This is a genomic window from Companilactobacillus alimentarius DSM 20249 (genome assembly GCF_002849895.1).
GTDB classification, from domain to species: domain Bacteria; phylum Bacillota; class Bacilli; order Lactobacillales; family Lactobacillaceae; genus Companilactobacillus; species Companilactobacillus alimentarius.
Genome location: NZ_CP018867.1, coordinates 2,196,144 through 2,221,537, shown reverse-complemented (window position 1 = coordinate 2,221,537; position 25,394 = coordinate 2,196,144). Strand labels below are relative to the sequence as shown.

Below are 25,394 nucleotides of genomic sequence, written 5' to 3'. Positions count from 1 at the left end.
ATACACCTCCTATTTAAATTATCCTTGTCTTTGTTTGTGCTTTGGATCTGCAGAGCAAATAACCATAACGCGACCGCGTCTCTTAATTACCTTACAGTGTTCGCACATAGGTTTAACGGATGGTCTTACTTTCATGTTGTGGAACCTCCATTCCATTAAAAAACTTATTATCTATATCTATATGTAATTCTTCCCTTGGTTAAATCATAAGGGGATAATTCCACGGTAACCTTGTCACCGGGTAAAATTCTAATATAGTGCATACGGATTTTACCTGACACATGAGCTAACACAGTAGCCCCGTTTTCAAGCTTTACCTTGAACATTGCATTGGGCAATGTTTCTGAAATTGTGCCTTCTACTTCAATGACATCTTCTTTTGCCAAAGATATTAACCTCCATACGGGATGAAATTATTCTGCATATACTGGCGAATTATACAATAATTTTCCGTACATGTAAACATTCAAAGCAAAAAGTCTTACAAACTTTGTAAAACTTTCTTAACTTCGTTATAAACTTCATCTATTTCTTGTTCACCATTGATCTTATACAACAAGTTTAACTTATCATAAAAATCAATTAATGGTGTATTCATTTCAATATTAACTTTTAATCTATTCTTTACAGTCTCCGGTTTATCGTCCTCACGTTGATAGAAGTCATGTCCGCCACAGACGTCGCATGTTCCTTCAACCTTAGTAGGATTGTAAATCTTATGATAAGTTGCTCCGCACTTGGAACAGATATATCTTCCAGATAAACGATCAACTAATGCTTCAGGCTTAACATCAATATAGATGACAGCATCTATAGGTTTGTTTACATTCTTTGCAATTGTCTGTAAAGCGTTAGCCTGTTCAAGAGTTCTCGGAAATCCATCTAACATATATCCGTCTTTTTGAACGTCATCTTCAGACAAACGTTCTTGAACGATTCCTTCGGTAACATCATCAGGAACAAGTTCACCTTTATCAATGAACCCTTTAGCTTTCAAACCAATCTCTGTCTTATTGGCCATTGCAGCTCTGAACATGTCACCAGTTGAAATATGAACAACTTTAAAATCTTCAACAATCTTTTCAGCTTGAGTACCTTTACCGGCACCAGGTAATCCCATCAATACAATATTCATTGTCACATCTCCAATTATCTAATAAATCCAACGTATTCACGCTTCATCAAAAGACCACGTAATTGACGATCCATTTCCAAAGCAACACCAACAATAATCAATAAACTCGTACCACCTAATCCGATGGATTGAGGTAAATCGAATAAGTTAGCTGCTAATAATGGAAGCAATGAAACTAAACCTAGGAATACAGATCCAACGGTTGATAATTTCATCAATACACCTGACATGAACTTGATTGTTTCATTACCAGGCCAAATACCAGGGATATAAGCCCCTTGTTTTTGTAGGTTTTCTGCAAGCTTCTCAGGATTTACTTGAACAAATGCATAGAAGAATGTAAATAATACAATCAACAATGTATAGAGAAGAGAACCTGTTGTAGTCTGCATACTGAATATTTCTGTTAACACTTGATACCATTGATCTCCACTGTGACTTTGGAACGCCATCAAAATTGTTTGAGGCGTAACAATAAAGGAACTGGCGAAGATAACAGGAATAACACCAGCAACGTTAACCTTCAATGGTAGAAAGCTTTCGCTACCACTACCTGCAGCACGTCTTGTGTATTGAATTGGAATTCTTCTACTTGCTTGTTGAACGTATGTAACAAATTGAACAACCAATAAGATAACGATCACAAGACCAACAAGGAATCCAATATTCTTAGCAAGATCTGCTGAGCTAGCATTAGTAATATAATCACGGTAAATTTGATACAACCCGTTAGGGAATCTAGCAACAATACCAGCGAAGATAATTACTGAAACACCATTACCCAAACCTTTATCAGTGATTTGCTCACCGATCCAAGTAAGAAGCATCGTACCACCAGTTAAGATAATACCAATGGTAATGAAAGCTCTCATATTAGGAGATTTAACCAATCCTAAACCACTTAATTGATTAAAACCGGCAGTAATACCGATTGACTGAACAAAACCTAAAACAATCGTCAAATATCTCGTTACTTGATTTAACTTTCTACGACCTACTTCACCTTGCTTGCTCCACTCAACAAATTTTGGAACGATATCCATTTGTAAAAGTTGAACAACAATTTGAGCCGTGATGAATGGTGAAACACCCATTGAGAAAATAGAGTAGTTTGAAAGACCACCACCAGTTACAGTATCCAATAGGGGAACTAACCCTGTAGAACCAACCTTATCCATTGCGGCGGCGTTAACACCGGGCACTGTAATTTGTGATCCCAAACGATATATAACAAGTAACAACAAGGTAAATAGAATCTTCTTACGAATTTCTTTTACCTTTAGAGCATCTCTGATAGTTCCAAGCATTAGATCACCTCTACAGTGCCACCAGCGGCTTCAATTGCTTTAGTAGCTGCGGCTGAACTCTTAGCAACTTTAACAGTTAACTTAGCACTAACCTCACCGTTAGCAAGCAACTTTACACCATCAAATTCTTTTTTAATAATACCTGCTGCTTTTAATGTTTCAACATTAACTTCAGCACCATCATTAAACTTACTTAAATCACTTAGATTAACAATAGCATATTCCTTGCGGTTGATGTTATTGAAACCACGTTTTGGCATACGACGGAATAAAGGCATTTGACCACCTTCAAAACCGATACGTGTCTTACCACCTGATCTAGCCAATTGACCTTTTTGACCACGACCAGCAGTTTTACCTGTACCACTTGAAGTACCACGACCTAGACGCTTTCTAGCATGTCTTGAGCCTGCACTTGGCTTAAGTTCGTTTAGTTCCATTATTGCACCTCCTAATCTTTAAATATTTTATTAATCTTTAACTTCTTCAACGCTTACTAAATGAGCGATTTTCAATACAGCACCACGAATAGCAGGATCATCCGGCTTAACAACAGAACTTGAAACTCTTGCGAGTCCTAGTTCCTTAACAATCTTACGTTGAGCAGGAAGGCGGTGAGCTGCACTTCTAATTAGAGTAATTTTAAGTTTAGCCATCATTACGCACCTTTCTTCTAGTTAAGCAATTCTTGGGCTGAGATTCCGCGCATATCAGCAACGTCGTCAGCAGTTTTAAGTTGTTTCAATCCGTCGATTGTTGCACGAATTACGTTGATTGGTGTGTTTCTACCAAGTGATTTACTTGTAACATCACCAACACCGGCTAATTCGATAACGGCACGAACAGCACCACCAGCAGCAATACCAGAACCTTCTTCAGCGGGCTTCAACAAGATTCTACCAGCACCGAATGTACCGATAACTTCATGAGGAATTGTTGAGCCAACCATAGGAACATTGATAAGGTTCTTCTTACCATCTTCAACAGCTTTACGAATAGCTTCTGGAACTTCTTGAGCTTTACCAGTACCGAAACCTACGTGACCATTCTTGTCACCGACGATTACGATAGCAGCAAAACGTAGACGGCGTCCACCTTTAACAACCTTAGTAACACGGTTGATTGAGACAACGCGATCTTCTAATTCTAATTGAGTTGGATCGATATATGTCATAAATTTGGTTTCCTCCTTCTAGAATTTTAATCCATTTTCACGAGCTGCTTCAGCAAGACTTTGAACACGACCATGATATAGGTATCCGCCACGATCAAAGATAACCTCGCTAATTTTTGCTTCTTGAGCTCTTTGGGCAACTAAGGCACCAACAGCTTGAGCTTGTTCAACTTTTGAACCGTCTTTAATTTCTTTATCAAGAGTTGAGGCACTTGCTAGCGTTACACCCTTTACGTCATCAATAATTTGAGCGTAAATGTTTTTATTCGAACGGAATACGTTTAAGCGTGGGCGCTCAGCAGTACCAGAGATTTTTGCACGGATACGTTTTTGACGCTTTTGACGTGCTTTGTTTTTGTCTGGTTTTGTAATCACAATTTTCACCTCATAGATTTATTTACTATTTACCAGTTTTACCTTCTTTACGACGTACATATTCGTCAACATAACGAATACCTTTACCTTTATAAGGTTCTGGAGGACGTACATCGCGGATAACAGCTGCAAATTGACCAACTCGTTGCTTGCTGATTCCAAGGATATTAATTTCTGTATTTGAAGGTGATTCAATCTTGATACCTTCTGGTGCTTCCATAACTACAGGATGTGAGAAACCAACTGTAAGAGTTAATGTATTACCTTTAACTTGTGCACGGTAACCAACACCTCTTAGTTCAAGCTTCTTTTCGTAGCCCTTTGTAACACCAATAATCATATTGTTAAGATTTGAACGCATTGTACCATGAAGAGCTTTGTCATTTTCGTTTTCACGAGAGAACTTAGCTTCATTGCCTTCAAGACTTAACTTGATCTTTGAATTAAATTGTCTTGTTAATTCACCCTTAGGGCCCTTAACAGTAATATTTTCATCTTTTTTAGTAACTGTAACGCCTTCTGGAATTTCAATTACTTTTAAACCGATACGACTCAAATTCGAGCACCTCCTTACTTTCTAAGAATTTTACCAAATATAAGCGATTACTTCTCCACCAACGTGTTGAGCGCGGGCTTCTTTGTCAGTAATAACACCTTTTGAAGTTGAAAGAATAGCGATACCTAATCCATTAAGAACCTTTGGTACGTTATCTGAATCAACATAACTACGTAGACCTGGTCTTGAAATACGTTTCAAGCCTGAAATTACGCGTTGTTGATCTTTACCATATTTTAAGAAAATACGAAGTACGTTTTGCTTGTTGTCTTCAACAACTTCGTAATCCTTGATAAATCCTTCATTCTTAAGAATCTCTGTCATGCTCTTCTTGATGTTTGAAGCAGGAATTTCTAGAGATTCATGTTTAACCATATTAGCGTTACGAATACGTGTTAGGTAATCCGCAATAGGATCTGTCATGACCATTTAATTTACCTCCTTTATTATTAAAATCTTACCAGCTAGCTTTTTTCATACCAGGGATTTGACCTTCATGAGCCAATTGACGAAGGCAAAGTCGGCAAAGCTTGAATTTGCGATATACAGAATGTGGACGACCACAACGTTCGCAACGTGTGTAAGCTTGTGATGAAAACTTAGCAGGTCTATGATTACGTACTATTTGAGATTTCTTAGCCAATGAATTTACCTCCTAATTTATTTTGCGAATGGCATACCGATTTGTGTTAATAGTTCACGTGATTCTTCATCAGTATTTGCTGTTGTAACAATAACGATGTCCAATCCACGAATTTTATTAACCTTATCGTAGTCAATTTCTGGGAAAACCAATTGTTCTTTAATACCTAGTGTGTAGTTACCACGGCCATCAAATGAACGAGTACTTACACCACGGAAATCACGAACACGTGGTAAAGCGATGTTGATCAATTTGTCAAGGAAGTCGTACATACGGTCTCCACGAAGTGTAACCTTAGCACCAATTGACATACCTTCACGAAGTCTGAAACCAGCGATTGATTTCTTAGCCTTTGTGATAAGTGGCTTTTGACCAGCAATTTGACCAAGTTCTTCAACAGCTTCATCAAGGTTCTTTGAGTTAGCAATAGCATCACCAACACCCATGTTTAGAACAATCTTGTCTAATTTAGGTGCTTCCATGATTGATGAATAGTTAAACTTCTTCATCATTGATGGTGTGATGTCACTATCATACTTTTCTTTTAAAGCGTTAGCCATTTAGTTTTCTCCTTTCTTATTTGTCTTCTTTTTTATCAGTTGTTTTACTTACAACCTTAACGTTAGTTGCACTAATAGGTCTTTCAACGTCAACAATTCCACCTTGGGGTTGAGCATTGCTTGGCTTAGAGTGTTTCTTAACAACATTTACGCCTTCAACGATAACTTTGTTTACACTAGGCATAGCTTTTTTAACTACGCCAGTCTTGCCCTTAGCATCGCCAGCGATAACTTTGACATTGTCTCCAGTTTTTACAAACACTATTCAGCACCTCCTGAATTAAATTGATCTTTTTATAGCACTTCTGGTGCTAGAGATACGATCTTCATAAAATCGTTATCACGTAGTTCACGAGCAACAGGTCCGAAAATACGAGTACCTCTAGGTGTTTTATCAGCATTAATAATAACTGCAGCATTCTCATCAAATCTGATGTAAGAACCATCTGCACGGTGAGCGCCTGATACAGTTCTTACGATAACTGCTTTGACAACATCACCCTTTTTAACAACGCCACCTGGTGTTGCTTGTTTGACAGTAGCAACGATGATATCACCGATATTAGCTGTTCTACGGTTTGAACCACCAAGAACTTTAATTGTTAGAATTTCACGAGCTCCAGAGTTATCTGCAACTTTTAGACGACTTTCTTGTTGAATCATGTTTTGGCCCTCCTCTCATCAGTTATAGTCTAGATCTTGACTGCTTTTTCGACGATTTCTAATAAACGGAAGCGCTTTGTCTTTGACAAAGGACGAGTTTCCATGATACGTACAATATCGTTAACTTTAGCTTCGTTGTTATCGTCTTGAACGTAATATTTCTTAGAATATCTAACACGCTTGCCATAGACTGGGTGTGTTTTGTAAGTTTCAACAACAACAACGATTGTCTTATCCATTTTATCTGAAACGACGCGTCCTTGATATACTTTACGATGGTTACGAGTTTGTGTTTCGCTCAACTTGATATCCCCTTCCTGTTTATTATTTTTCGTTATTCTTTTGGTTTTGAGCTGTTCTTAATCTTGCGATGTTCTTTCTTACGGCCTTAAGACGGGCTGTATTTTCCAATTGACCAGTAGCTTGTTGGAAACGCAAGTTGAATAGTTCTTCTTTGTATTCTTTAACTTTATCTTGTAATTGAGCAGCAGTAAGCTCTTTGATTTCACTAGCCTTCATCAGCGCCACCTACTTCCTCACGTTTTACAAACTTAGTCCTAACGGGTAGTTTGTTTGATGCAAGTCTAAGAGCTTCACGGGCAACTTCTTCAGGAACTCCACCAATTTCGAAGAGAATCTTTTCACGTTTAACTGGGGCAACCCAACCTGCAGGTGCACCTTTACCAGAACCCATACGAACTCCGACACCCTTAGCTGTATATGATTTATGAGGGAAGATTTTAATCCAAACCTTACCACCACGCTTCATATAACGAGTCATAGCAACACGGGCTGCTTCGATTTGTCTGTTAGTGATCCAGCTTGATTGTAATGCTTTCAAACCATATTCACCAAATGTAACTGTTTTACCACCTTTAGCTTCTCCGCGCATCTTTCCACGGAACTCACGACGGTGTTTTACACGTTTTGGTACTAGCATAGATTATTCTCCTTTCCCTTCAGATTTTTTGTCATTATGTTGTGGTTTAGCTGGAAGAATTTCACCACGATAAATCCAAGTTTTAACACCTAAATTACCATAAGTTGTCTTAGCTTCAACCCAAGCATAATCGATATCAGCACGCAATGTGTGCAAAGGAACTGTTCCTTCTGTATGCCATTCACGACGAGCCATATCGGCACCGTTTAAACGACCAGAAATTTGTACCTTGATACCTTTAGCACCGGCACGTCTTGAACGTTGAACTGCTTGACGTTGTGCACGTCTGAAAGCAATACGAGCTTCAAGTTGACGAGCGATACTTTCACCAACAAGTTTTGCATCCAAATCAGGTTTCTTGATTTCGATAATGTTGATGTGAATATTTCTCTTAGTTAAGTTATTTAGTTCATTACGTAATTTTTCAACTTCTGAACCACCTTTACCGATAACCATACCAGGTTTAGCAGTATGAATTGAAACAGTAACGTTCTTTGCAGTACGTTCAATTTCGATTCTTGAAACGGAAGCATTTGAAAGTTTTTCTTCAATATACTTACGAATTCTTAGGTCTTCATGTAAAAATGTTGAAAAGTCTTTATTGTTTGCATACCATTTGGCATCCCAGTCACGGATAACACCGACACGGAATCCGACTGGATTAATCTTTTGACCCACTCAAGTTACCTCCAATACTATTCTTTTTCACTTACAACGACTGTAATGTGACTAGTTCTCTTGTTAATTGGTGATGCTGAACCCTTAGCTCTAGGACGGAAACGTTTTAGAGTTGGTCCTTCGTCGACGAAAGCTTCACTGACGAATAAGTTTTGTGCATCTAAATCAAAGTTATGTTCTGCGTTTGCAATTGCTGACTTAAGAGCTTTAGCAATAATTGGAGAGCCTGCTCTTGGTGTGAATTGCAAAATTGCAAGTGCCTCAGCAGCTTGCTTGCCTCTGATTAGATCAATAACAAGGCGAGCTTTACGAGGTGCAATACGCACGTTAGTAACTTTAGCTGTTGCAGATGTAATTTCTTGTTCTGCCATCATTTAAGTCTCCCTTCTTATTTAACTGCTGGTGCTGTCTTTTTGTCATCTGTTCCATGACCATGGAATGTACGTGTAGGTACAAACTCACCTAATTTATGTCCAACCATATCTTCTTGAATATAAACTGGGACGTGCTTACGTCCATCATGAACTGCGATTGTGTATCCTACGAAACTAGGAAAAATTGTTGAACGTCTTGACCATGTCTTGATAACTGACTTCTTGTCAGAATCTTTTTGTGCATCAATCTTCTTGAGAAGGTGTGCATCAGCGAATGGTCCTTTTTTTAAACTACGACTCATCTTATGTCCTCCTTATATTATTCTAATGAATAGTTTACTTACCTTTTCTATGACGAATGATAAGTCTTTCAGATTTGGCACGTGATGAACGAGTCTTCTTACCCAAGGTCTTCTTACCCCATGGTGACATTGGTGATGGATGACCGATAGGAGCTTTACCTTCACCACCACCATGTGGGTGATCGTTAGGGTTCATAACTGAACCACGAACTGTAGGTCTCATACCTAACCAGCGCTTACGTCCAGCCTTACCAATCTTAATTAATTCATGTTGTTCATTACCAATTGAACCAACAGTAGCACGGCAAGTTGAAAGAATCATACGTACTTCACCAGAAGGTAAACGTAGTAATGAGTACTTACCATCTCTACCAAGTAATTGAACTGAAGTACCAGCGGAACGACCTAATTGGCCACCCTTACCAGGTTTAAGTTCAACGTTATGTAGAACTGTACCAACAGGAATATCTGCAAGTGCAAGTGCATTACCTGGTTTGATATCTGCATCTTTACCAGATTCAACGATTTGCCCTACTTCAAGACCCTTAGGAGCAATAATATATGACTTTACACCATCTGAATAATGAATAAGTGCAATATTAGCTGTACGATTTGGATCGTATTCAATAGATTTAACTGTTGCTTTAACACCGTCTTTGATACGTTTGAAATCAATAACACGGTATTTTTGTTTGTGTCCACCACCACGGTGACGCACTGTAATATGACCGTATGAGTTACGACCAGCTGTATGGCTTTGTGATTCTAAAAGTGTCTTTTCAGGAGTTGTTTTAGTAATTTCTGAAAAGTCAGAACCTGTCATATTACGACGACCGTTTGTGGTTGGTTTATACTTGATAATCGCCATTATTTGACCTCCTTATTTATTTCTCATCTTCGAAAATCTTAATTTCATCAGAATCAGCTGTAAGAGTAACAATAGCCTTGCGACGTTTTGCTGTGAAACCAACATATTGTCCTTGGCGCTTCTTCTTACCTGAAACATTCATGATATTTACTTGTTTAACCTTGACACCGAAAACTTCTTCAACGGCTTGTCTAACAAGAACCTTGTTAGCGTCTAAAGCAACATCGAAAGTATATTTCTTGTCGCTCATAGCATCCATTGAGCTTTCAGTGATAACAGGGCAAATAATTACGTCTCTTGCACTCATTATCCAAGCACCTCCTCAATTTTAGAAAGTGCTGCTTGTGTAACAACTAACTTGTTTGCGTTAATAACGTCAAGAACGTTTACGCCTTCAGGGGCAACAACTTGTACTTTATCAATGTTTCTTGCTGATAAAGCAACGTTGTCATTACCGTCTTCTACAACTACAAGCACCTTATTGTCTGCACCTACTTTGTTTAGTAATTGTGCAAAATTCTTTGTACTTGGTTTGTCGTATGAAATTGAGTCAATAACGATTAGGTTACTGTCAGCAGCCTTTTGTGAAAGAACTGACTTCAATGCCAAACGGCTAACCTTCTTAGGAAGGTGATATGCATAAGATCTTGGTGTTGGGCCGAATACGACACCACCACCTACCCATTGAGGTGATCTAATTGAACCTTGACGTGCACGTCCAGTACCTTTTTGGCGCCATGGTTTTCTACCACCACCACGAACCTCAGAACGGTTCTTAACATCATGAGTACCTTGTCTCATTGATGCACGTTGCATAATAACTGCATCAGTAACAACGTTGTTATTTGGTTCAACACCAAAAACTTCATCTTTTACGTCAACAGCACCGTTTTCAGCACCGTTATCTTTGTAAGCTGTGATTTTTGTCATAACTCATTTTCCTCCTTCCTATTTTTGATTAGCTTTAACAGCTGTTTGGATTTTAACTAATGATTTGTTTGCACCGGGTACATTACCCTTGATCATAATTGCGTTATGTTCAGTATCAACTTTAACGATTTCTAGGTTTTGTGTAGTAACACGATTGTTACCCATGCGACCTGGTAGCATCTTACCCTTAAATACACGGTTAATGATGGCACCCATTGAACCAGGAATACGGTGATATCTTGAACCGTGAGTTTCAGGTCCTCTAGCTTGGCCGAATCTCTTGATGTTACCTTGCATTCCATGTCCCTTTGTTGTTCCTGTAACGTCGACAATATCACCAGAATTAAATGTATCTACTTTAACTTCAGCACCTAATTCGTAGTCTCCCATTTCAACATCGCGGAATTCGCGAATGTAACGTTTAGGAGTTGTATTTGCCTTTTGCGCATGACCCTTGGCAGGTTTGTTTGATAATACTTCACGCATATCTCCTAAACCTAGTTGAACGGCCTCATAACCATCATTTTCAGCAGTCTTAAGTTGCATAACAACATTAGGTGTTGCTTCAACAACTGTAACGGGTACGAGTTCACCGTTGTCAGTGAAAATTTGAGTCATTCCGACTTTTTTACCAAGAATTCCTTTTCTGGCCATGTTTGCACCTCCAATAATTTATTTTTAATAATTATAATTTAATTTCAATGTCAACACCAGATGGTAGATCCAACTTCATAAGTGAATCAACCGTCTTCTTTGTTGGGTTAACAACGTCGATAAGTCTTTTATGTGTACGCATTTCGAATTGTTCTCTAGAATCCTTATGCTTATGTGGTGAAGCTAACACTGTATATAGTGAACGCTCTGTTGGCAAAGGAATTGGGCCTGAAATTGTTGCACCAGTTCTTTTTGCAGTTTCCACAATCTTGTCAGCTGATTGATCTAGAATACGATGTTCATAAGCCTTTAAACGAATGCGAATTTTTTGACTTGCCATGGGGTTACCTCCTTTTTGTCTCTTTCAAGATGACCGGCTCCGTGAAAATATCCGCCAGCCCTGCCGTGGCAAAGCGGCCGGGTGTGTCGCAACCTCTCACTTCTAAGCCGTCGATATACTTTGTATATCAATTTGGTACATACTTCTACACGAAATAAGCACTCTTATAATACTACACGATGATACTTTGCTTTTCAAGCTTAAATTGAGTATTTTTAAATAAAACTTGCTTTCTAAAAATGTTAATTTAATCTATACTCTAAAGAAAGTGGAGGTGTAAATTGAACAATTACGAATTCAGTTATAATAACAGGTTTTCCCCAAATAATAAAGATAAACTTACTCTGAATCTATTTCGTGGACAAGTAATCTTAAATGCAATCATTATGTTCACTTATAGTGCATTGACTCAGAACCTTTATCTATTTGCTCCAATTATTTTAAATCTCTTTGCCTTAAAGGTTAAATTGCATCCGAATAATTTAACCCAACGTTTTAATTTTATCTTTCAACTAATTTTTCAAATCTTTATAATTGCTGAATCATACTTCTACTTGATTGCTTTTAGTACTAAATATTACGATTGGAATCTTCCGACTTCACTAGCTTTGTTTTTAGTTTCAATCTTAGTTATGTACGTTCCCTATACATTAGTATTCTTTGGCCAATTCAAAAACAAACTAATTCAATTATTGACAACAGTCTTCTCTTTTGAATTCATCGCTATGGGAGCTTTAAGTATCGTTACTTATGGTACGATCCTAGACTTCAATCCACTAATAGCCGCCTTATCAAATTCTAGATTCCTAGGAGCAATCGTCTTTTTGATTATGATTTTAGTAATGATGAGAAAATGGGGCTACGCTTACCCTGGTATACGCTTGTCACGCAATACTAATCGTTTGGTTTTAGTGTTTCTTCTATTATTATGTATTTGGTTCTCATTGTGGAATGCTTATAGTGGTGGAAAAAGTTTATTCAGTTCTTTTTATACATTTAATTTCAAGGGTGTGAATTTTAAAATTGAATACTTACTAAGCGGCTTAGAAGCTGGTATTGCTGAAGAACTTCTCTTTAGATACGCCTTTTTAACAATTCTTTTGGCGGTCTTTCAAAACTTTCGTTTCAAAATATTTTGGGCTAGTTTAATTAGCAGTCTTTGCTTTGGATTATTGCATTTGAGTAATATTTCTGCTGGTCAGGATTTACCTAATACCATCAATCAAGTTATTTTTGCATTTGGTATGGGACTGTTGATGTCAGGAATCTACTTGTATACTAATCTCTTCTATTTACCTGTATTCTTTCATACATTGTTAGATACCTTAGCTTTTACAACCTCGGGCGAGTTGATGACTGGAAAAGTTACTAGTCTTGATAATGTCTTTACTATTATCGAAGCGTTAATTTTCGTTGCTATTGCTTTAACGTTACTAATTGCAGTTTATCGGCGTCAAAATAGTCGTTCGTCTTTTGAATTTTAAGGACATAAAAAAACACAATAACAATTGTTATTGTGTTTTTATTTATCTTTAAAAATTATTCAGCGTCAGGGTTTCCGCCATTCTTCTTAATAATTTCTGCTTGAATAGACTTAGGAACCTTTTCGTAGTGATCCATTGTCATTGTAAATGTACCACGACCTTGTGTTGCTGAACGAAGTGTTGTAGCGTAACCAAACATTTCTGCAAGTGGAACGAAGGCATTGATAAGTTGTGCATTACCACGTGCTTCCATTCCTTCAACACGTCCACGACGAGCAGTAACTTGTCCCATAACATCACCTAAGTAATCTTCTGGTGTAACAATTTCAACCTTCATAATAGGTTCAAGAATTACAGCACCAGCTGATTTAGATGCATTACGTAGAGCCATTGAAGCAGCAATCTTAAAGGCAGCTTCTGATGAATCGACTTCGTGATATGAACCATCATACAACTTAGCCTTAACATCGATCAATGGATAACCGGCAAGAACACCGTTTTCCATAGCTTCCTTCAAACCTTGTTCTACTGAAGGGATGTATTCACGAGGAACAACACCACCGACGATAGCGTCTTCGAATTCGAAGCCTTTACCTTCTTCATTAGGTGTAAATTCAACCCAAACATCACCATATTGACCTTTACCACCAGATTGACGAACGAACTTACCTTGAGCACTTGTTTGTTGTGTAAATGTTTCACGATAAGCAACTTGAGGTTCACCAACCTTACATGCAACGTTAAATTCACGTTTCATACGGTCAACCATGATATCCAAGTGCAATTCACCCATTCCGGCGATAAGAGTTTCACCAGTTTCAGGATTTGTTTCAGCTTGGAATGTAGGATCTTCTTCAGATAGTTTTTGGATAGCGATATCCATCTTATCTCTATCTTCCTTTGAATTAGGTTCGATAGAAACTTGGATAACTGGATCTGGAATATCCAATGATTCAAGAATTAATGGATCTGATGTATCAGTCAATGAATCACCTGTTGTAGTGTTCTTCAAGCCGATAACAGCAGCGATATCACCTGAGAATACTTCAGGGATCTCTTTACGGTGGTTAGAATGCATTTGTAGCAAACGACCAACACGTTCACGTTTGTCTTTTGTTGAGTTCAAGACATAAGAACCTGATTCTAGAGAGCCTCTATATACACGAATGTATGTTAGACGTCCAACGAATGGGTCAGTATCGATCTTAAATGCTAAACCAGCAAATGGCTTGCTGTCATCAGCCATAAGTTCAACTTCTGAGTTGTCCTTAGGATCAGTAGCTTTATAAGGACGTACATCAAGTGGTGATGGTAGGTAATCAACAACTGCATCCATCAACATTTGAACACCCTTGTTCTTGAAGGCTGAACCAGCAAGAACTGGGAAGTACTTCAAGTTGATTGTTGCTTTACGGATAGCAGAGCGAAGTTCATCATTACTGATTTCTTCACCTTCAAGGTACTTGTCCATAATGTCATCATCAACATCAGCAACGGATTCAACTAATTCAGCACGTCTCTTTTCAGCTTCTTCACGATATTCATCAGGAACATCAACTGTATCCCATTTTGTACCTAATTCATCTTCGTCGTAGAGATCGGCTTTCATTTCGATCAAGTCGATAACACCTTCGAATTTGTCTTCGGCACCAATAGGCATTTGAATAGCATGTGCGTTAGCATCTAGTCTTTCATGCAATGTTTCTACAGAGTAGTCAAAGTTAGCACCGATTTTATCCATCTTGTTAACAAAGACAATACGAGGAACACCATATGTTGAAGCTTGACGCCAAACATTTTCTGTTTGTGGTTCAACACCTGATTGAGCATCAAGAACAGTAATAGCACCATCTAGAACACGGAGTGAACGTTCAACTTCGATTGTGAAGTCAACGTGTCCGGGAGTATCAATAATATTGATACGGTTGTTCTTCCATTCAGCAGTTGTAGCAGCTGATGTGATAGTAATACCACGTTCTTGTTCTTGAGCCATCCAGTCCATTTGTGAAGCACCATCATGTGTTTCACCAATTTTATGGATTTTACCAGTATAGTACAAGATACGTTCAGTAGTTGTAGTTTTACCGGCATCAATGTGAGCCATGATACCAATATTTCGGGTATCTTCTAGTGGGAATTCACGTTTATTAGCCATGAAAAATTGTTTCTCCTCTCAAATTAACTAGTTTAAGTAACTAGATCCTACCAGCGATAGTGAGCGAATGCACGGTTAGCATCGGCCATCTTATGTGTATCTTCACGTTTCTTAACAGCAGCACCAGTATTGTTTGCTGCGTCCATAATTTCGTTTGCAAGACGTTCGTCCATAGTATGTTCACCACGTAGACGAGCGTAACTTGTGATCCAACGTAGACCTAAAGTAGTACGACGATCAGGACGAACTTCGATAGGAATTTGATAGTTAGAACCACCGATACGGCGAGCCTTAACTTCAAGTACAGGCATAACATTGTTCATTGCTTCTTCAAACACGTCCAATGGTTCGTTACCTGTCTTATCCTTAATAATATCGAATGCACGATATAAAATTGTTGAAGCAGTACCTCTTTTACCATCATACATTAAGTGGTTAATCAAACGAGTTACTAGCTTTGAATTGTACATTGGATCTGGCAAAACATCACGTTTTGGAGCTCTACCTTTACGCATAAATAATTCCTCCGTTATTACATTATTTCTTTAAAATAGATTTATTTGATGTTATTTCTTAGGCTTCTTAGCACCATATTTTGAACGACTTTGCATACGTCCATCAACACCGGCTGTATCTAAGGCACCACGAACAACGTGATAACGAACACCAGGTAGATCCTTTACACGTCCACCACGGACAAGGACAACACTATGCTCTTGTAAGTTATGACCAATTCCTGGGATATATGCTGTTACTTCAATAAGGTTTGATAATCTAACACGGGCATACTTACGTAAAGCTGAGTTAGGTTTCTTAGGTGTCATTGTTCCGACACGAGTTGCAACACCACGTTTTTGTGGAGCCGGGTTCTTTGTAGCAACTTTCTTCATACTATTGTAGCCATAGTTTAATGCAGGAGCATCTGATTTAGATACTGTTGACTTACGGCCTTTGCGAACTAATTGATTAATTGTAGGCATTCAAAGTTCCTCCTAAAAATTTAAGTACACACATCCAGGTGGTTCATATTTTTGTAAAATAATAAACCACATGAGTGGCGTACGTTATGAGCTTATATTTAAATAAACAAACTAATATTGCTGCCAATAAAAGCACGTCTACTAGAATACCATCTATAAAAAGCCATGTCAACGTAACATCTCCAAAAAGTTATCCACAATTTACCCGTAATTTTAAACGAGGTGATTTTAATGGAACTTTTTTTACAAATTATTGTTTTCATCCTAGGAGCTTGCATTATCTCCTTTCTAAAAGTAATTGCACAAGACTACCCAAATATCAACTATTCAAGACGTTCAATGTGTGATTACTGTCATAGAATTCTACGATGGTATGAAATTATCCCTATAGTAGGTTATTTCATAGTTCATGGTAAATGCTCCAGTTGTAAAAAGCAAATCAATTTTTACAATCCATTACAAGAATTTTGCGGTGGGTTCTTAATCTATCTAACCTACCACTTCAACAATCTCAGTTACTTACCACTAATATTAATGTTGATTGTTTTGGGCTTTGCTGACTCTTTTTATGGTTACATTTATCCGATTTTTTATTGGCTAAGTTTGCCAACCATAATTTGGCACTTCTCCAAAGTACATTTAGTCAGTGCATTACTGACATATGGTCTTCTTTTGATTCTTAATAAAATTTACCCACTAGGCTTGGCCGACATTGAAGTAATTGCTATCCTAATGTTAATTTTCAATTTAACAACTGTATTAACAATTGTTACTGTAGCTTGTTTTCTCTGCATTCTTAAATTCTTAGTAAATAAAAAAAGATCATTTCGATTCATCCCCTATTTGACTGTTTCTACGGGCATCATCTACTTGATCTTTTCATTTAAAATTCTGGCAAAATCTTTTGCAATTTAAGCCAATTTACACATAATTCCCACCATTTGGCGTCATAAACATTATAGTCTCCACCATCAGGGTGCTTTGTCACATAAGTTGCTAAGGATAATCCATGACCGCCTGAACCAAATAAGTGCATTTCATAAGGAATCCCTAAAAGGTCCATCTTTTGAGCATAAATAATTGAATTCATGACTGGAACCGTATCATCAGTAACCGTCTGCCAAATAAAGGTTGGTTTGCCATGCTTAGTCAAATGTTCTTGAGCTTGCCAGTAATAAATATCTGGGCTGATCTTCATCGACCAATCTTCGTCCTTAGGCCAACCGATCGTCATATCAATAACTGAATAGCTCAAAATATTACCAGCTGGTTCTACTGTGAGCTCTTCTGGAAAAATCTTTTTTCTTTCGTCGGGATTCAACATGATCGAATTGAAGTTAGCTACGACATGTCCACCGGCTGAAAATCCTACTAAAACGACTTTATTCAAATCAATATGATGTGTTTCACTCTGTGATTTCAACCAATTCAAGGTTGTTGCCATTTCTTGTAAAGCTAAAGGATAAACAGCCTTATCCTTTTCAATCAATTGATAATGCAAAACTAGAGCATGCATTCCTGAAGCATTGAATTTCATAGCAATTGGTTGGGCTTCACGGTCGGATTGAAATTTAAATGCTCCCCCCGGACAAATGATTGCTAGTGGTTGATCCACTGGTTTCTCAAAGTCTGATATTGGATCTAACCAATACGTATCTAAAGTAAACTTGGTATCTTGATAAGATAATTCTTGCGTTTGCAATATATTAACCTCCAGATTATTGTCAATAACATCATTATACAAAAAAAGACGACCAATACGGTCGTCTTTCTTATAAATTATTATTTTTCTGATTTAGCTGCATCTTCAGCTTTCATTTGAGCTTCGATGTCAGAAATTGTGTATGCACCATTCAAAGAATTATCTGCCATAGGGCCAGTCTTCTTAGGTTCCATATGGTTGTACTTAGCCATACCAGTACCGGCAGGAATAAGTTTACCAATAATAACATTTTCCTTAAGTCCAAGAAGTGGATCGTTCTTACCACGAATTGAAGCATCAGTAAGAACTCTCGTTGTTTCCTGGAAGGAAGCGGCTGACAAGAAACTATTTGTTTCAAGAGAAGCCTTAGTAATACCAAGAAGAACAGGACGTCCAGTAGCAGGAATTCCACCATTGAACAATGTCTCACGGTTATGGTCAGTAAATTGAGAAATATCCATCAATTGACCAGGCAATACATCTGTATCACCAGGATCAAGAATACGGATCTTTCTAAGCATTTGTCTGATCATAACCTCGAAATGCTTATCAGAGATATCAACACCCTGCATACGGTAAACTTTTTGAACTTCAGCAAGCAAGTAGTTTTCTGTATGTAGAACGTTTGTAACTTTGATCAATTCCTTAGGATCGATTGAACCTGTAGTTAACTTACCACCACGTTTGACATGGTCACCTTCGGCAACCGCAACACTTGATGTATAAGGAACACTATAAGTTCTAGTATCGATATCACCTTCAACAGTGATTTCCTTAGTATGTTCAGCTGGATTCTCATCGATGGCAGTAATTGTACCATCAACTTCTGAAATAACGGCAAGACCTTTAGGATTTCTAGCTTCAACAATTTCTTGAACACGAGGAAGTCCTTGAGTAATATCGTCACCACCAGCAACACCACCGGTATGGAAGTTTCTCATAGTTAATTGTGTACCTGGTTCACCGATTGATTGAGCAGCAACTGTACCAACTGCTTCACCAATTTCAACTTCTTCACCAGTAGCAAGGTTTCTACCGTAACATTTCTTACATACACCATGCTTTGTATCACATGTAAATGCAGAACGAATTGTCACATGAGTAACACCAGCATCAACAACTTTTTGAGCAATTGTTTCATCCATCAAGACACCACGAGGTACCAAGACATCACCTGTCTTAGGATCTTTAACTGTCTTTTGTGTATAACGACCAACAAGTCTGTCATACAATGGTTCGATCATATCTGTACCTTCCATAATTGAACTTACAACAAGTCCACGGTCAGTACCACAATCTTCTTCACGAACGATAACATCTTGAGCAACATCAACTAGACGACGTGTTAAGTAACCTGAGTTAGCAGTCTTCAAAGCTGTATCAGTCATACCTTTACGAGCACCATGGGTTGACATGAACATTTCCATAACAGATAGGCCTTCACGGAAGTTAGAAAGAACAGGAATTTCCATCATACCACCATTAGGGGCAGCCATTAGTCCACGCATACCAGCTAGTTGAGTAAAGTTTGAAATGTTACCACGGGCACCAGAGTCAGACATCATTGAAATAGGGTTGGTAGGATCAAATGAATCAATCAACAATTGTTGAATCTCATCCTTTGTATCGTTCCAAACACTGATAACACGGTCATGACGTTCAGTATCTGTGATAAGTCCACGACGGAATTGCTTAGAAATTGAAGCAACTTGTTTATGGGCTTTTTCAATAATTTCAGGTTTTTGAGTTAAGTTAGGAACATCTGTAACACCAACTGTTAAACCAGATAATGTACAAATTGTGTAACCTAATTCCTTCATATCATCAAGAAGTGATGATGTTCTTTGAACACGGTAAATCTTAAAGATTTGAGCAATGATATCTGATAGGTAACCACTCTTAAGTGGATCTACTAGGTCCATATCATCAAGACGTTTATTAATGTCTTCACCCTTACCTAAGAAGTACTTGTCAGGAACTCCATTCTTCAAGTTATCATCAGTTGGTTCATTCAAGTATGGGAAATCTTCTGGGAGAATTTCGTTAAAGATTACCTTACCAACACTAGTAATCATAACTTTATCTCTTTGTTCATCCTTGAATGGCTTGTTAGGCATTGAGTCAACAGCGATACCAATTCTTGTATGATAATGAATATCACCATTCAAAAGTGCTGTTTGAACTTCATTTGAATCCTTGAAGATCTTACCTTCACCAGTCATATGTCTTGTTTCAATTGTTAGATAGTAGTTACCTAAAACAACATCCTGTGAAGGTGTAACGATAGGCTTACCATCTTTAGGAGCAAGGATATGGTGAGCAGCAAGCATCAACATACGTGCTTCAGCTTGAGCTTCGTCTGATAGTGGCACATGGATAGCCATCTGATCACCATCAAAATCGGCATTGTAAGCTTCACAAGCAAGTGGATGCAAACGAATTGACTTACCATCAACCAATACAGGTTCAAAGGCTTGAATACCAAGTCTATGAAGTGTAGGGGCACGGTTTAATAATACTGGACGTTCTTTGATAACGTCTTCTAGTACATCCCAGATGTCATCATCTTGTCTGTCGATCTTTCTTCTAGCATTTTTAACGTTAGAAGCAATCTCTCTTTTAACAAGTTCATGCATTACGAATGGTTTGAACAATTCCAAAGCCATTTCACGAGGTAATCCACATTGATAGAACTTCAATGTAGGTCCAACATCAATAACTGAACGTCCTGAATAGTCAACACGCTTACCTAGTAAGTTCTGACGGAAACGTCCTTGCTTACCTTTAAGCATATGTGAAAGTGACTTCAATGGACGGTTACCAGGTCCTGTAACAGGACGACCACGACGACCATTATCAATCAAGGCATCAACAGCTTCTTGTAACATTCTCTTTTCGTTTTGAACAATGATGTTAGGAGCATTTAAGTCTAGCAATCTCTTCAAACGGTTGTTACGGTTGATAACACGACGGTACAAATCGTTCAAATCGGAAGTAGCGAAACGGCCACCTTCTAGTTGAACCATTGGACGAAGATCAGGTGGGATAACGGGAATTGCTTCCATTATCATCCACTCCGGCTTGTTACCTGACTTTTGGAAAGCACTGAGGATATCCAAACGTCTGATAGCACGTGTACGTTTTTGACCTTGAACAGTCTTTAATTTTTCACGTAAATCTTTAACTTCAGCATCCATATCTACTTGTCTAAGAAGATCACGGATACCTTCGGCACCCATTTCAGCGACGAATTTCTTACCAAATTCTTCACGCTTCTTACGATATTCTGTTTCAGTTAATAGTTGTTTCTTTTCTAGATCTGTATCACCTGGGTCGATAACTACGTATGATGCAAAGTAGATTACTTCTTCCAAGTTTCTTGGGCTCATGTCCAAAACAAGTCCCATACGTGATGGGATACCCTTAAAGTACCAGATATGTGATACAGGGGCTGCTAATTCAATATGAGCCATACGTTCACGACGAACTTTTGAACGAGTAACTTCAACACCACAGCGGTCACAAACAATACCCTTATAACGGATACGTTTGTATTTACCACAGGCACATTCCCAGTCTTTAGTTGGTCCAAAGATTCTTTCATCGAATAGACCATCTTTTTCTGGTTTTAAAGTACGGTAGTTAATAGTTTCTGGTTTTTTAACTTCACCATAAGACCAACTACGAATCTTATCAGAAGATGCTAAACCAATTTGCATACTATCGAATTTATTAACGTCTATCAAAAGGTAACCTCCCTAAAGTTTTAACTAGTTTTCTGATTTTGTACTAGTTTCAGTTGAATCCTTTGATGCTTCCAGCTTCTTAGCTTCTTCTTCAGCACGTTTTTGTTCTTGTTCCTTAGCAAACTTAGACAAAGCGTCAACACTAACTGTGTCTTCATCGTCATCCATGTCTCTAAGTTCAATTTCTTTCTTATGTGCATCTAGAACTTTCATGTCCAATCCCAAAGCTTGTAATTCTTTGACAAGAACACGGAATGATTCAGGAACACCAGGTTTAGGAATACTTTCACCCTTAACAATAGCTTCATAAGTCTTCACACGACCTACAATATCATCAGACTTATATGTCAAGATTTCTTGAAGTGTATATGCAGCACCGTAAGCTTCAAGGGCCCAAACTTCCATTTCACCAAATCTCTGACCACCAAATTGTGCTTTACCACCAAGTGGTTGTTGAGTAACTAGTGAGTATGGTCCGATTGAACGAGCATGAAGCTTATCATCAACCATGTGAGCTAGTTTCAAGTAGTACATGACACCAACAGAAACACGGTTCTTAAATGGTTCACCAGTACGTCCATCATAAAGGATCGACTTACCATCGGAATCCATGTCGGCTTCTTTAACAATATCCCAAAGTTCATCATTACTTACACCATCGAAAACAGGTGTTGTAACGTGGATACCAAGTTTTCTAGCAGCCATACCTAAATGAAGATCAAGAACTTGTCCAATATTCATACGAGAAGGAACACCCATTGGATTCAAAAGAATATCTACTGGGGTACCATCTGGCATATATGGCATATCTTCCTCTGGTACAACGATTGAAACAGTACCTTTGTTACCATGACGACCAGACATCTTGTCACCAACTTGAATCTTACGCTTTTGAGCAATGTAAACACGAACTAACATGTTAACACCGGGATCAAGTTCGTCACCAGCTTCACGAGTGAAGACTTTGACATCTTGGATAATTCCGCCACCACCATGTGGTACACGAAGTGAAGTATCACGAACTTCACGAGCCTTTTCACCAAAGATTGCATGAAGTAATCTCTCTTCAGCTGATAATTCTGTAACACCCTTAGGTGTAACTTTACCAACTAAGATATCACCATCACGAACTTCAGCACCAATACGGATAATTCCGAATTCATCAAGATCCTTCAATGAATCTTCACCAACATTAGGAATTTCACGAGTGATTTCTTCAGGTCCAAGTTTTGTATCACGTGCTTCTGATTCGTACTCTTCAATATGAATTGAAGTATAAGCATCTTCACGCACTAATTTTTCTGAAAGAACGATCGCATCTTCATAGTTATACATATTCCATGTCATGAAGGCGATAAGTGGATTTTGTCCAAGGGCTAATTCACCGTTTTCCATTGCAGGACCATCGGCGATAATGTCACCCTTCTTAACCTTTTCATCCTTATGAACGATAGGTCTTTGGTTGTAACTCTTACCATTATTTGAACGACGGAATTTGGTTACCTTATAGTCGTCAGTTGTGCCATCTTCATCACGCTTGATCGTAATCTTTTTAGCATCAACATATTCAACAACACCATCATTTTGGGATAACAAAGCAGCACCAGAATCATGCGCAGCAATATATTCCATACCAGTACCAACAAATGGTGCATGTGGATTGATCAAAGGAACAGCTTGACGTTGCATGTTGGCACCCATCAAGGCACGGTTAGAATCATCATTTTCCAAGAAAGGAATACATGCAGTAGCTACAGAAACTACTTGCTTAGGAGAAACATCCATGTAATCGACTTTTTCAGGAGTCGTTTCAATATTGTCATCCTTGTGACGAGCCAAAATTGTGTTGTCAGCAAATGAACCATCATCATTCAATGGTGTATTGGCTTGAGCAACAACATAGTTATCTTCTTCATCAGCAGTCAAGTAATCAATCTTATCAGTTACCTTATGAGTTCCCCATGAAACACGACGATATGGTGTTTCGATGAAACCATACTTGTTAATAATAGCGTATGAAGCCAAGTTATTGATAAGTCCGATATTAGGGCCTTCAGGAGTTTCAATAGGACACATACGACCATAGTGAGTATAGTGAACATCACGAACTTCATATCCAGCACGATCACGAGTCAAACCACCAGGTCCAAGGGCTGAAAGACGACGCTTGTGTTCTAGTTCACCAAGAGGGTTAGTTTGATCCATGAATTGTGACAATTGTGATGAACCAAAGAATTCCTTGATTGAAGCAACAACTGGTCTGATATTGATCAATTGTTGAGGTGTAACAGTTGCAGAATCTTGAATTGACATTCTTTCACGAACAACACGTTCCATACGTGACAAACCGATACGGAATTGATTTTGCAATAATTCACCAACTGAACGAATACGACGGTTACCCAAATGATCAATATCATCTGTTGTACCGATGTTTTCCTTCAAGTTTAAGAAGTAGTTAATTCCAGCTAGAATGTCAGCTGGTGTAATTGTACGGTTTTCTTCCGGAATATGACCGTTACCAATAACATTAACAACTTTTTCATTATCAGCTTCTGAATAAACCTTGATTGATTGAACAGCAATTGGGTCTGTCAAAACACCCTCATCAGAAGGAGTCAAAGTAACCATCTTGAAATCATCTTTTTCAAGATATGGACTCAATTTGTTCATTGCATCACGGTCAATAAGTGTGTCCTTAGCTAAAATAACTTCACCTGTATCAGGATCAGCCAATGTTTCAGCTAATGTCTTATTCAAAAGTCTTGTTTTAAGATTTAATTTCTTATTGATCTTATAACGACCAACAGGAGCCAAATCATATCTACGTGGGTCAAAGAATCTAGCATATAGCAATGAACGAGAACTATCTGCAGTCTTGGGTTCACCAGGACGGAGTCTTTCATAAATATCTTTTAAAGCTTCTTCAACACGTGAATCATTTGTATCTTTATGAACATCTTTTTCAAGAGTCAAATTCAATGTGTCATTTTCACCAAAAATATCAAGAATTTCAGAATCGCTACCAAATCCTAAAGCTCTAACTAATTCAGAAATAGGTAGTTTTCTAGTTCTATCAATTCTTACATAGCCTAATCCTTTAGCATCTGTTTCAAATTCCAACCAAGCACCACGGTTAGGAATAACAGTTGTACCATAGTTTTCACGGCCATTTTTATCTGTATCTTGATTGTAATAAATACCAGGTGAACGTACTAATTGAGAAACAATTACACGTTCAGCACCGTTGATGATGAAAGTTCCTTGCTCTGTCATGATTGGGAAATCGCCAAAGAAAACATCTTGTGTCTTAATTTCGCCAGTTTCATGATTAGTCAATTTTAATGTTACATGCAATGGTGCCGAGAAATTAGCATCATGTTGTCTTGCTTCTTCAACGGTATATTTTGGTTCTAGTAACTTGTAACCGACGTATTCCAAAGAAAGGTTTCCCGCAAAGTCATCAATTGGCATAATGTCATCAAACATATCTTTTAGTCCTTCATCTAAGAACCATTTATAAGAATTTGTTTGAATGTCAATCAAATTTGGCAGTGGAAGTACTTCCTTGATCTTTGCATAACTACGACGAACACGGTGTGCACCATAATTAACGTTATGATAAGTCAAATTTTTCACCTCAACATATATTTTGTTCAAATCCAGACCTCAAATATTACAATTTGATTACATTTTGCTTGAAAACGGTTTTAAAAGCTATTTTTAGGCAAAAAAAAACCAAAAATAGAATCAAAAATCTATTTTTGTGTTTTTATATTTAGCATAATCACGGACAATAGATCGCGATCTGCAATTTGAACTATGAAT

The 25,394-nt window shown here is 38.0% G+C and carries 33 protein-coding genes; 2 read left to right on the top strand and 31 right to left on the bottom strand.

Annotated elements, in window-relative coordinates; translation table 11 throughout:
* Window positions 1-18: 18 nt before the first annotated feature.
* The 25 genes from rpmJ to rpsJ all read right to left on the bottom strand — a co-directional run bounded on the left by rpmJ (window position 19) and on the right by rpsJ (window position 11,499).
* Complete coding sequence (gene rpmJ / locus LA20249_RS10635; protein WP_010018546.1) at window positions 19-135, bottom strand: 50S ribosomal protein L36; 117 nt, start codon at window positions 133-135, stop codon at window positions 19-21.
* Between the two features lie 32 nt (window positions 136-167).
* The gene (infA, locus tag LA20249_RS10630; RefSeq protein ID WP_010018544.1) at window positions 168-386 is read right to left on the bottom strand and encodes a translation initiation factor IF-1; all 219 of its coding nucleotides are present in this window, start codon (window positions 384-386) and stop codon (window positions 168-170) included.
* A 95-nt stretch (window positions 387-481) separates the two neighbouring features.
* Window positions 482-1,135: an adenylate kinase gene (locus LA20249_RS10625; protein WP_057738768.1), complete on the bottom strand. Its 654-nt coding sequence runs from the start codon at window positions 1,133-1,135 to the stop codon at window positions 482-484.
* Between the two features lie 14 nt (window positions 1,136-1,149).
* On the bottom strand, window positions 1,150-2,442 hold the full coding sequence (gene secY, locus LA20249_RS10620; protein ID WP_057738765.1) for a preprotein translocase subunit SecY: 1,293 nt from the start codon (window positions 2,440-2,442) through the stop codon (window positions 1,150-1,152).
* The gene (gene rplO / locus LA20249_RS10615) at window positions 2,442-2,882 is read right to left on the bottom strand and encodes a 50S ribosomal protein L15 (RefSeq protein WP_057738763.1); all 441 of its coding nucleotides are present in this window, start codon (window positions 2,880-2,882) and stop codon (window positions 2,442-2,444) included. The genes secY and rplO overlap by 1 nt, the downstream gene beginning before the upstream one ends.
* 30 nt (window positions 2,883-2,912) lie before the next feature.
* On the bottom strand, window positions 2,913-3,098 hold the full coding sequence (rpmD, locus tag LA20249_RS10610; RefSeq protein ID WP_025084423.1) for a 50S ribosomal protein L30: 186 nt from the start codon (window positions 3,096-3,098) through the stop codon (window positions 2,913-2,915).
* Between the two features lie 17 nt (window positions 3,099-3,115).
* Entirely contained in the window at window positions 3,116-3,616 is a 501-nt protein-coding gene (gene rpsE, locus LA20249_RS10605; RefSeq protein ID WP_057738761.1) for a 30S ribosomal protein S5, read from the bottom strand.
* An 18-nt stretch (window positions 3,617-3,634) separates the two neighbouring features.
* Window positions 3,635-4,000, bottom strand: coding sequence for a 50S ribosomal protein L18 (rplR, locus tag LA20249_RS10600; protein ID WP_057738759.1), 366 nt, complete (start codon window positions 3,998-4,000; stop codon window positions 3,635-3,637).
* Between the two features lie 16 nt (window positions 4,001-4,016).
* The gene (gene rplF, locus LA20249_RS10595; RefSeq protein ID WP_057738757.1) at window positions 4,017-4,547 is read right to left on the bottom strand and encodes a 50S ribosomal protein L6; all 531 of its coding nucleotides are present in this window, start codon (window positions 4,545-4,547) and stop codon (window positions 4,017-4,019) included.
* Between the two features lie 30 nt (window positions 4,548-4,577).
* Window positions 4,578-4,976 (bottom strand): 30S ribosomal protein S8, encoded by a 399-nt coding sequence (gene rpsH, locus LA20249_RS10590; RefSeq protein WP_010018531.1) that lies wholly within the window; start codon window positions 4,974-4,976, stop codon window positions 4,578-4,580.
* A 28-nt stretch (window positions 4,977-5,004) separates the two neighbouring features.
* Complete coding sequence (locus LA20249_RS10585) at window positions 5,005-5,190, bottom strand: type Z 30S ribosomal protein S14 (RefSeq protein WP_010018530.1); 186 nt, start codon at window positions 5,188-5,190, stop codon at window positions 5,005-5,007.
* Window positions 5,191-5,207: 17 nt separating this feature from the next.
* A complete protein-coding gene (gene rplE, locus LA20249_RS10580; RefSeq protein WP_057738755.1) occupies window positions 5,208-5,750 on the bottom strand; it encodes a 50S ribosomal protein L5 in 543 nt (180 codons plus the stop codon).
* Between the two features lie 16 nt (window positions 5,751-5,766).
* Window positions 5,767-6,012, bottom strand: coding sequence for a 50S ribosomal protein L24 (rplX, locus tag LA20249_RS10575; RefSeq protein ID WP_057738753.1), 246 nt, complete (start codon window positions 6,010-6,012; stop codon window positions 5,767-5,769).
* A gap of 32 nt (window positions 6,013-6,044) precedes the next feature.
* Window positions 6,045-6,413 (bottom strand): 50S ribosomal protein L14, encoded by a 369-nt coding sequence (gene rplN / locus LA20249_RS10570; RefSeq protein WP_057738751.1) that lies wholly within the window; start codon window positions 6,411-6,413, stop codon window positions 6,045-6,047.
* A gap of 29 nt (window positions 6,414-6,442) precedes the next feature.
* Entirely contained in the window at window positions 6,443-6,715 is a 273-nt protein-coding gene (rpsQ, locus tag LA20249_RS10565) for a 30S ribosomal protein S17 (protein WP_025084416.1), read from the bottom strand.
* Between the two features lie 22 nt (window positions 6,716-6,737).
* The gene (gene rpmC / locus LA20249_RS10560) at window positions 6,738-6,932 is read right to left on the bottom strand and encodes a 50S ribosomal protein L29 (protein WP_010018524.1); all 195 of its coding nucleotides are present in this window, start codon (window positions 6,930-6,932) and stop codon (window positions 6,738-6,740) included.
* Window positions 6,922-7,353, bottom strand: coding sequence for a 50S ribosomal protein L16 (gene rplP / locus LA20249_RS10555; protein ID WP_057738749.1), 432 nt, complete (start codon window positions 7,351-7,353; stop codon window positions 6,922-6,924). The genes rpmC and rplP overlap by 11 nt, the downstream gene beginning before the upstream one ends.
* A gap of 3 nt (window positions 7,354-7,356) precedes the next feature.
* Window positions 7,357-8,031 carry a 30S ribosomal protein S3 gene (gene rpsC / locus LA20249_RS10550; protein ID WP_057738747.1) on the bottom strand — a complete coding sequence of 225 codons (675 nt, stop codon included), beginning with the start codon at window positions 8,029-8,031 and terminating at the stop codon, window positions 7,357-7,359.
* Window positions 8,032-8,048: 17 nt separating this feature from the next.
* Complete coding sequence (gene rplV / locus LA20249_RS10545) at window positions 8,049-8,402, bottom strand: 50S ribosomal protein L22 (protein WP_041501335.1); 354 nt, start codon at window positions 8,400-8,402, stop codon at window positions 8,049-8,051.
* 17 nt (window positions 8,403-8,419) lie between these two features.
* Entirely contained in the window at window positions 8,420-8,707 is a 288-nt protein-coding gene (rpsS, locus tag LA20249_RS10540; RefSeq protein WP_057738746.1) for a 30S ribosomal protein S19, read from the bottom strand.
* Window positions 8,708-8,741: 34 nt separating this feature from the next.
* The gene (gene rplB, locus LA20249_RS10535; RefSeq protein ID WP_057738744.1) at window positions 8,742-9,575 is read right to left on the bottom strand and encodes a 50S ribosomal protein L2; all 834 of its coding nucleotides are present in this window, start codon (window positions 9,573-9,575) and stop codon (window positions 8,742-8,744) included.
* Between the two features lie 16 nt (window positions 9,576-9,591).
* On the bottom strand, window positions 9,592-9,882 hold the full coding sequence (gene rplW, locus LA20249_RS10530) for a 50S ribosomal protein L23 (protein ID WP_057738742.1): 291 nt from the start codon (window positions 9,880-9,882) through the stop codon (window positions 9,592-9,594).
* Window positions 9,882-10,505, bottom strand: coding sequence for a 50S ribosomal protein L4 (rplD, locus tag LA20249_RS10525; RefSeq protein ID WP_057738740.1), 624 nt, complete (start codon window positions 10,503-10,505; stop codon window positions 9,882-9,884). Before rplD ends, rplW begins: the two co-directional genes overlap by 1 nt.
* 18 nt (window positions 10,506-10,523) lie before the next feature.
* Window positions 10,524-11,159, bottom strand: a complete 636-nt coding sequence (gene rplC / locus LA20249_RS10520; RefSeq protein ID WP_057738738.1) for a 50S ribosomal protein L3 — start codon at window positions 11,157-11,159, stop codon at window positions 10,524-10,526.
* 31 nt (window positions 11,160-11,190) lie between these two features.
* On the bottom strand, window positions 11,191-11,499 hold the full coding sequence (rpsJ, locus tag LA20249_RS10515) for a 30S ribosomal protein S10 (RefSeq protein WP_025084408.1): 309 nt from the start codon (window positions 11,497-11,499) through the stop codon (window positions 11,191-11,193).
* A 281-nt stretch (window positions 11,500-11,780) separates the two neighbouring features.
* On the opposite strand from rpsJ, the gene LA20249_RS10510 reads away from it, so the two are divergent.
* Window positions 11,781-12,983, top strand: coding sequence for a CPBP family intramembrane glutamic endopeptidase (locus LA20249_RS10510; RefSeq protein ID WP_057738736.1), 1,203 nt, complete (start codon window positions 11,781-11,783; stop codon window positions 12,981-12,983).
* A 55-nt stretch (window positions 12,984-13,038) separates the two neighbouring features.
* Here LA20249_RS10510 and fusA read toward each other — a convergent pair whose 3' ends face one another.
* From fusA to rpsL, 3 genes are read right to left on the bottom strand one after another with little or no spacing between them, the layout of a single operon-like run.
* A complete protein-coding gene (fusA, locus tag LA20249_RS10505; RefSeq protein WP_057738734.1) occupies window positions 13,039-15,138 on the bottom strand; it encodes an elongation factor G in 2,100 nt (699 codons plus the stop codon).
* Between the two features lie 47 nt (window positions 15,139-15,185).
* Window positions 15,186-15,653 (bottom strand): 30S ribosomal protein S7, encoded by a 468-nt coding sequence (gene rpsG / locus LA20249_RS10500; RefSeq protein WP_010018510.1) that lies wholly within the window; start codon window positions 15,651-15,653, stop codon window positions 15,186-15,188.
* Between the two features lie 51 nt (window positions 15,654-15,704).
* Window positions 15,705-16,118 carry a 30S ribosomal protein S12 gene (gene rpsL, locus LA20249_RS10495; protein ID WP_057738732.1) on the bottom strand — a complete coding sequence of 138 codons (414 nt, stop codon included), beginning with the start codon at window positions 16,116-16,118 and terminating at the stop codon, window positions 15,705-15,707.
* Window positions 16,119-16,349: 231 nt separating this feature from the next.
* On the opposite strand from rpsL, the gene LA20249_RS12100 reads away from it, so the two are divergent.
* Entirely contained in the window at window positions 16,350-17,033 is a 684-nt protein-coding gene (locus LA20249_RS12100; protein ID WP_057738730.1) for a prepilin peptidase, read from the top strand.
* On the opposite strand, the gene LA20249_RS10485 is transcribed toward LA20249_RS12100, so the two are convergent.
* The 3 genes from LA20249_RS10485 to rpoB all read right to left on the bottom strand — a co-directional run bounded on the left by LA20249_RS10485 (window position 17,002) and on the right by rpoB (window position 25,196).
* A complete protein-coding gene (locus LA20249_RS10485; protein WP_057738728.1) occupies window positions 17,002-17,820 on the bottom strand; it encodes an alpha/beta hydrolase in 819 nt (272 codons plus the stop codon). The genes LA20249_RS12100 and LA20249_RS10485 overlap by 32 nt on opposite strands.
* An 80-nt stretch (window positions 17,821-17,900) precedes the next feature.
* Window positions 17,901-21,566, bottom strand: coding sequence for a DNA-directed RNA polymerase subunit beta' (gene rpoC / locus LA20249_RS10480; protein WP_057738726.1), 3,666 nt, complete (start codon window positions 21,564-21,566; stop codon window positions 17,901-17,903).
* A gap of 24 nt (window positions 21,567-21,590) precedes the next feature.
* Complete coding sequence (gene rpoB, locus LA20249_RS10475) at window positions 21,591-25,196, bottom strand: DNA-directed RNA polymerase subunit beta (RefSeq protein ID WP_057738724.1); 3,606 nt, start codon at window positions 25,194-25,196, stop codon at window positions 21,591-21,593.
* Window positions 25,197-25,394 lie beyond the last annotated feature (198 nt).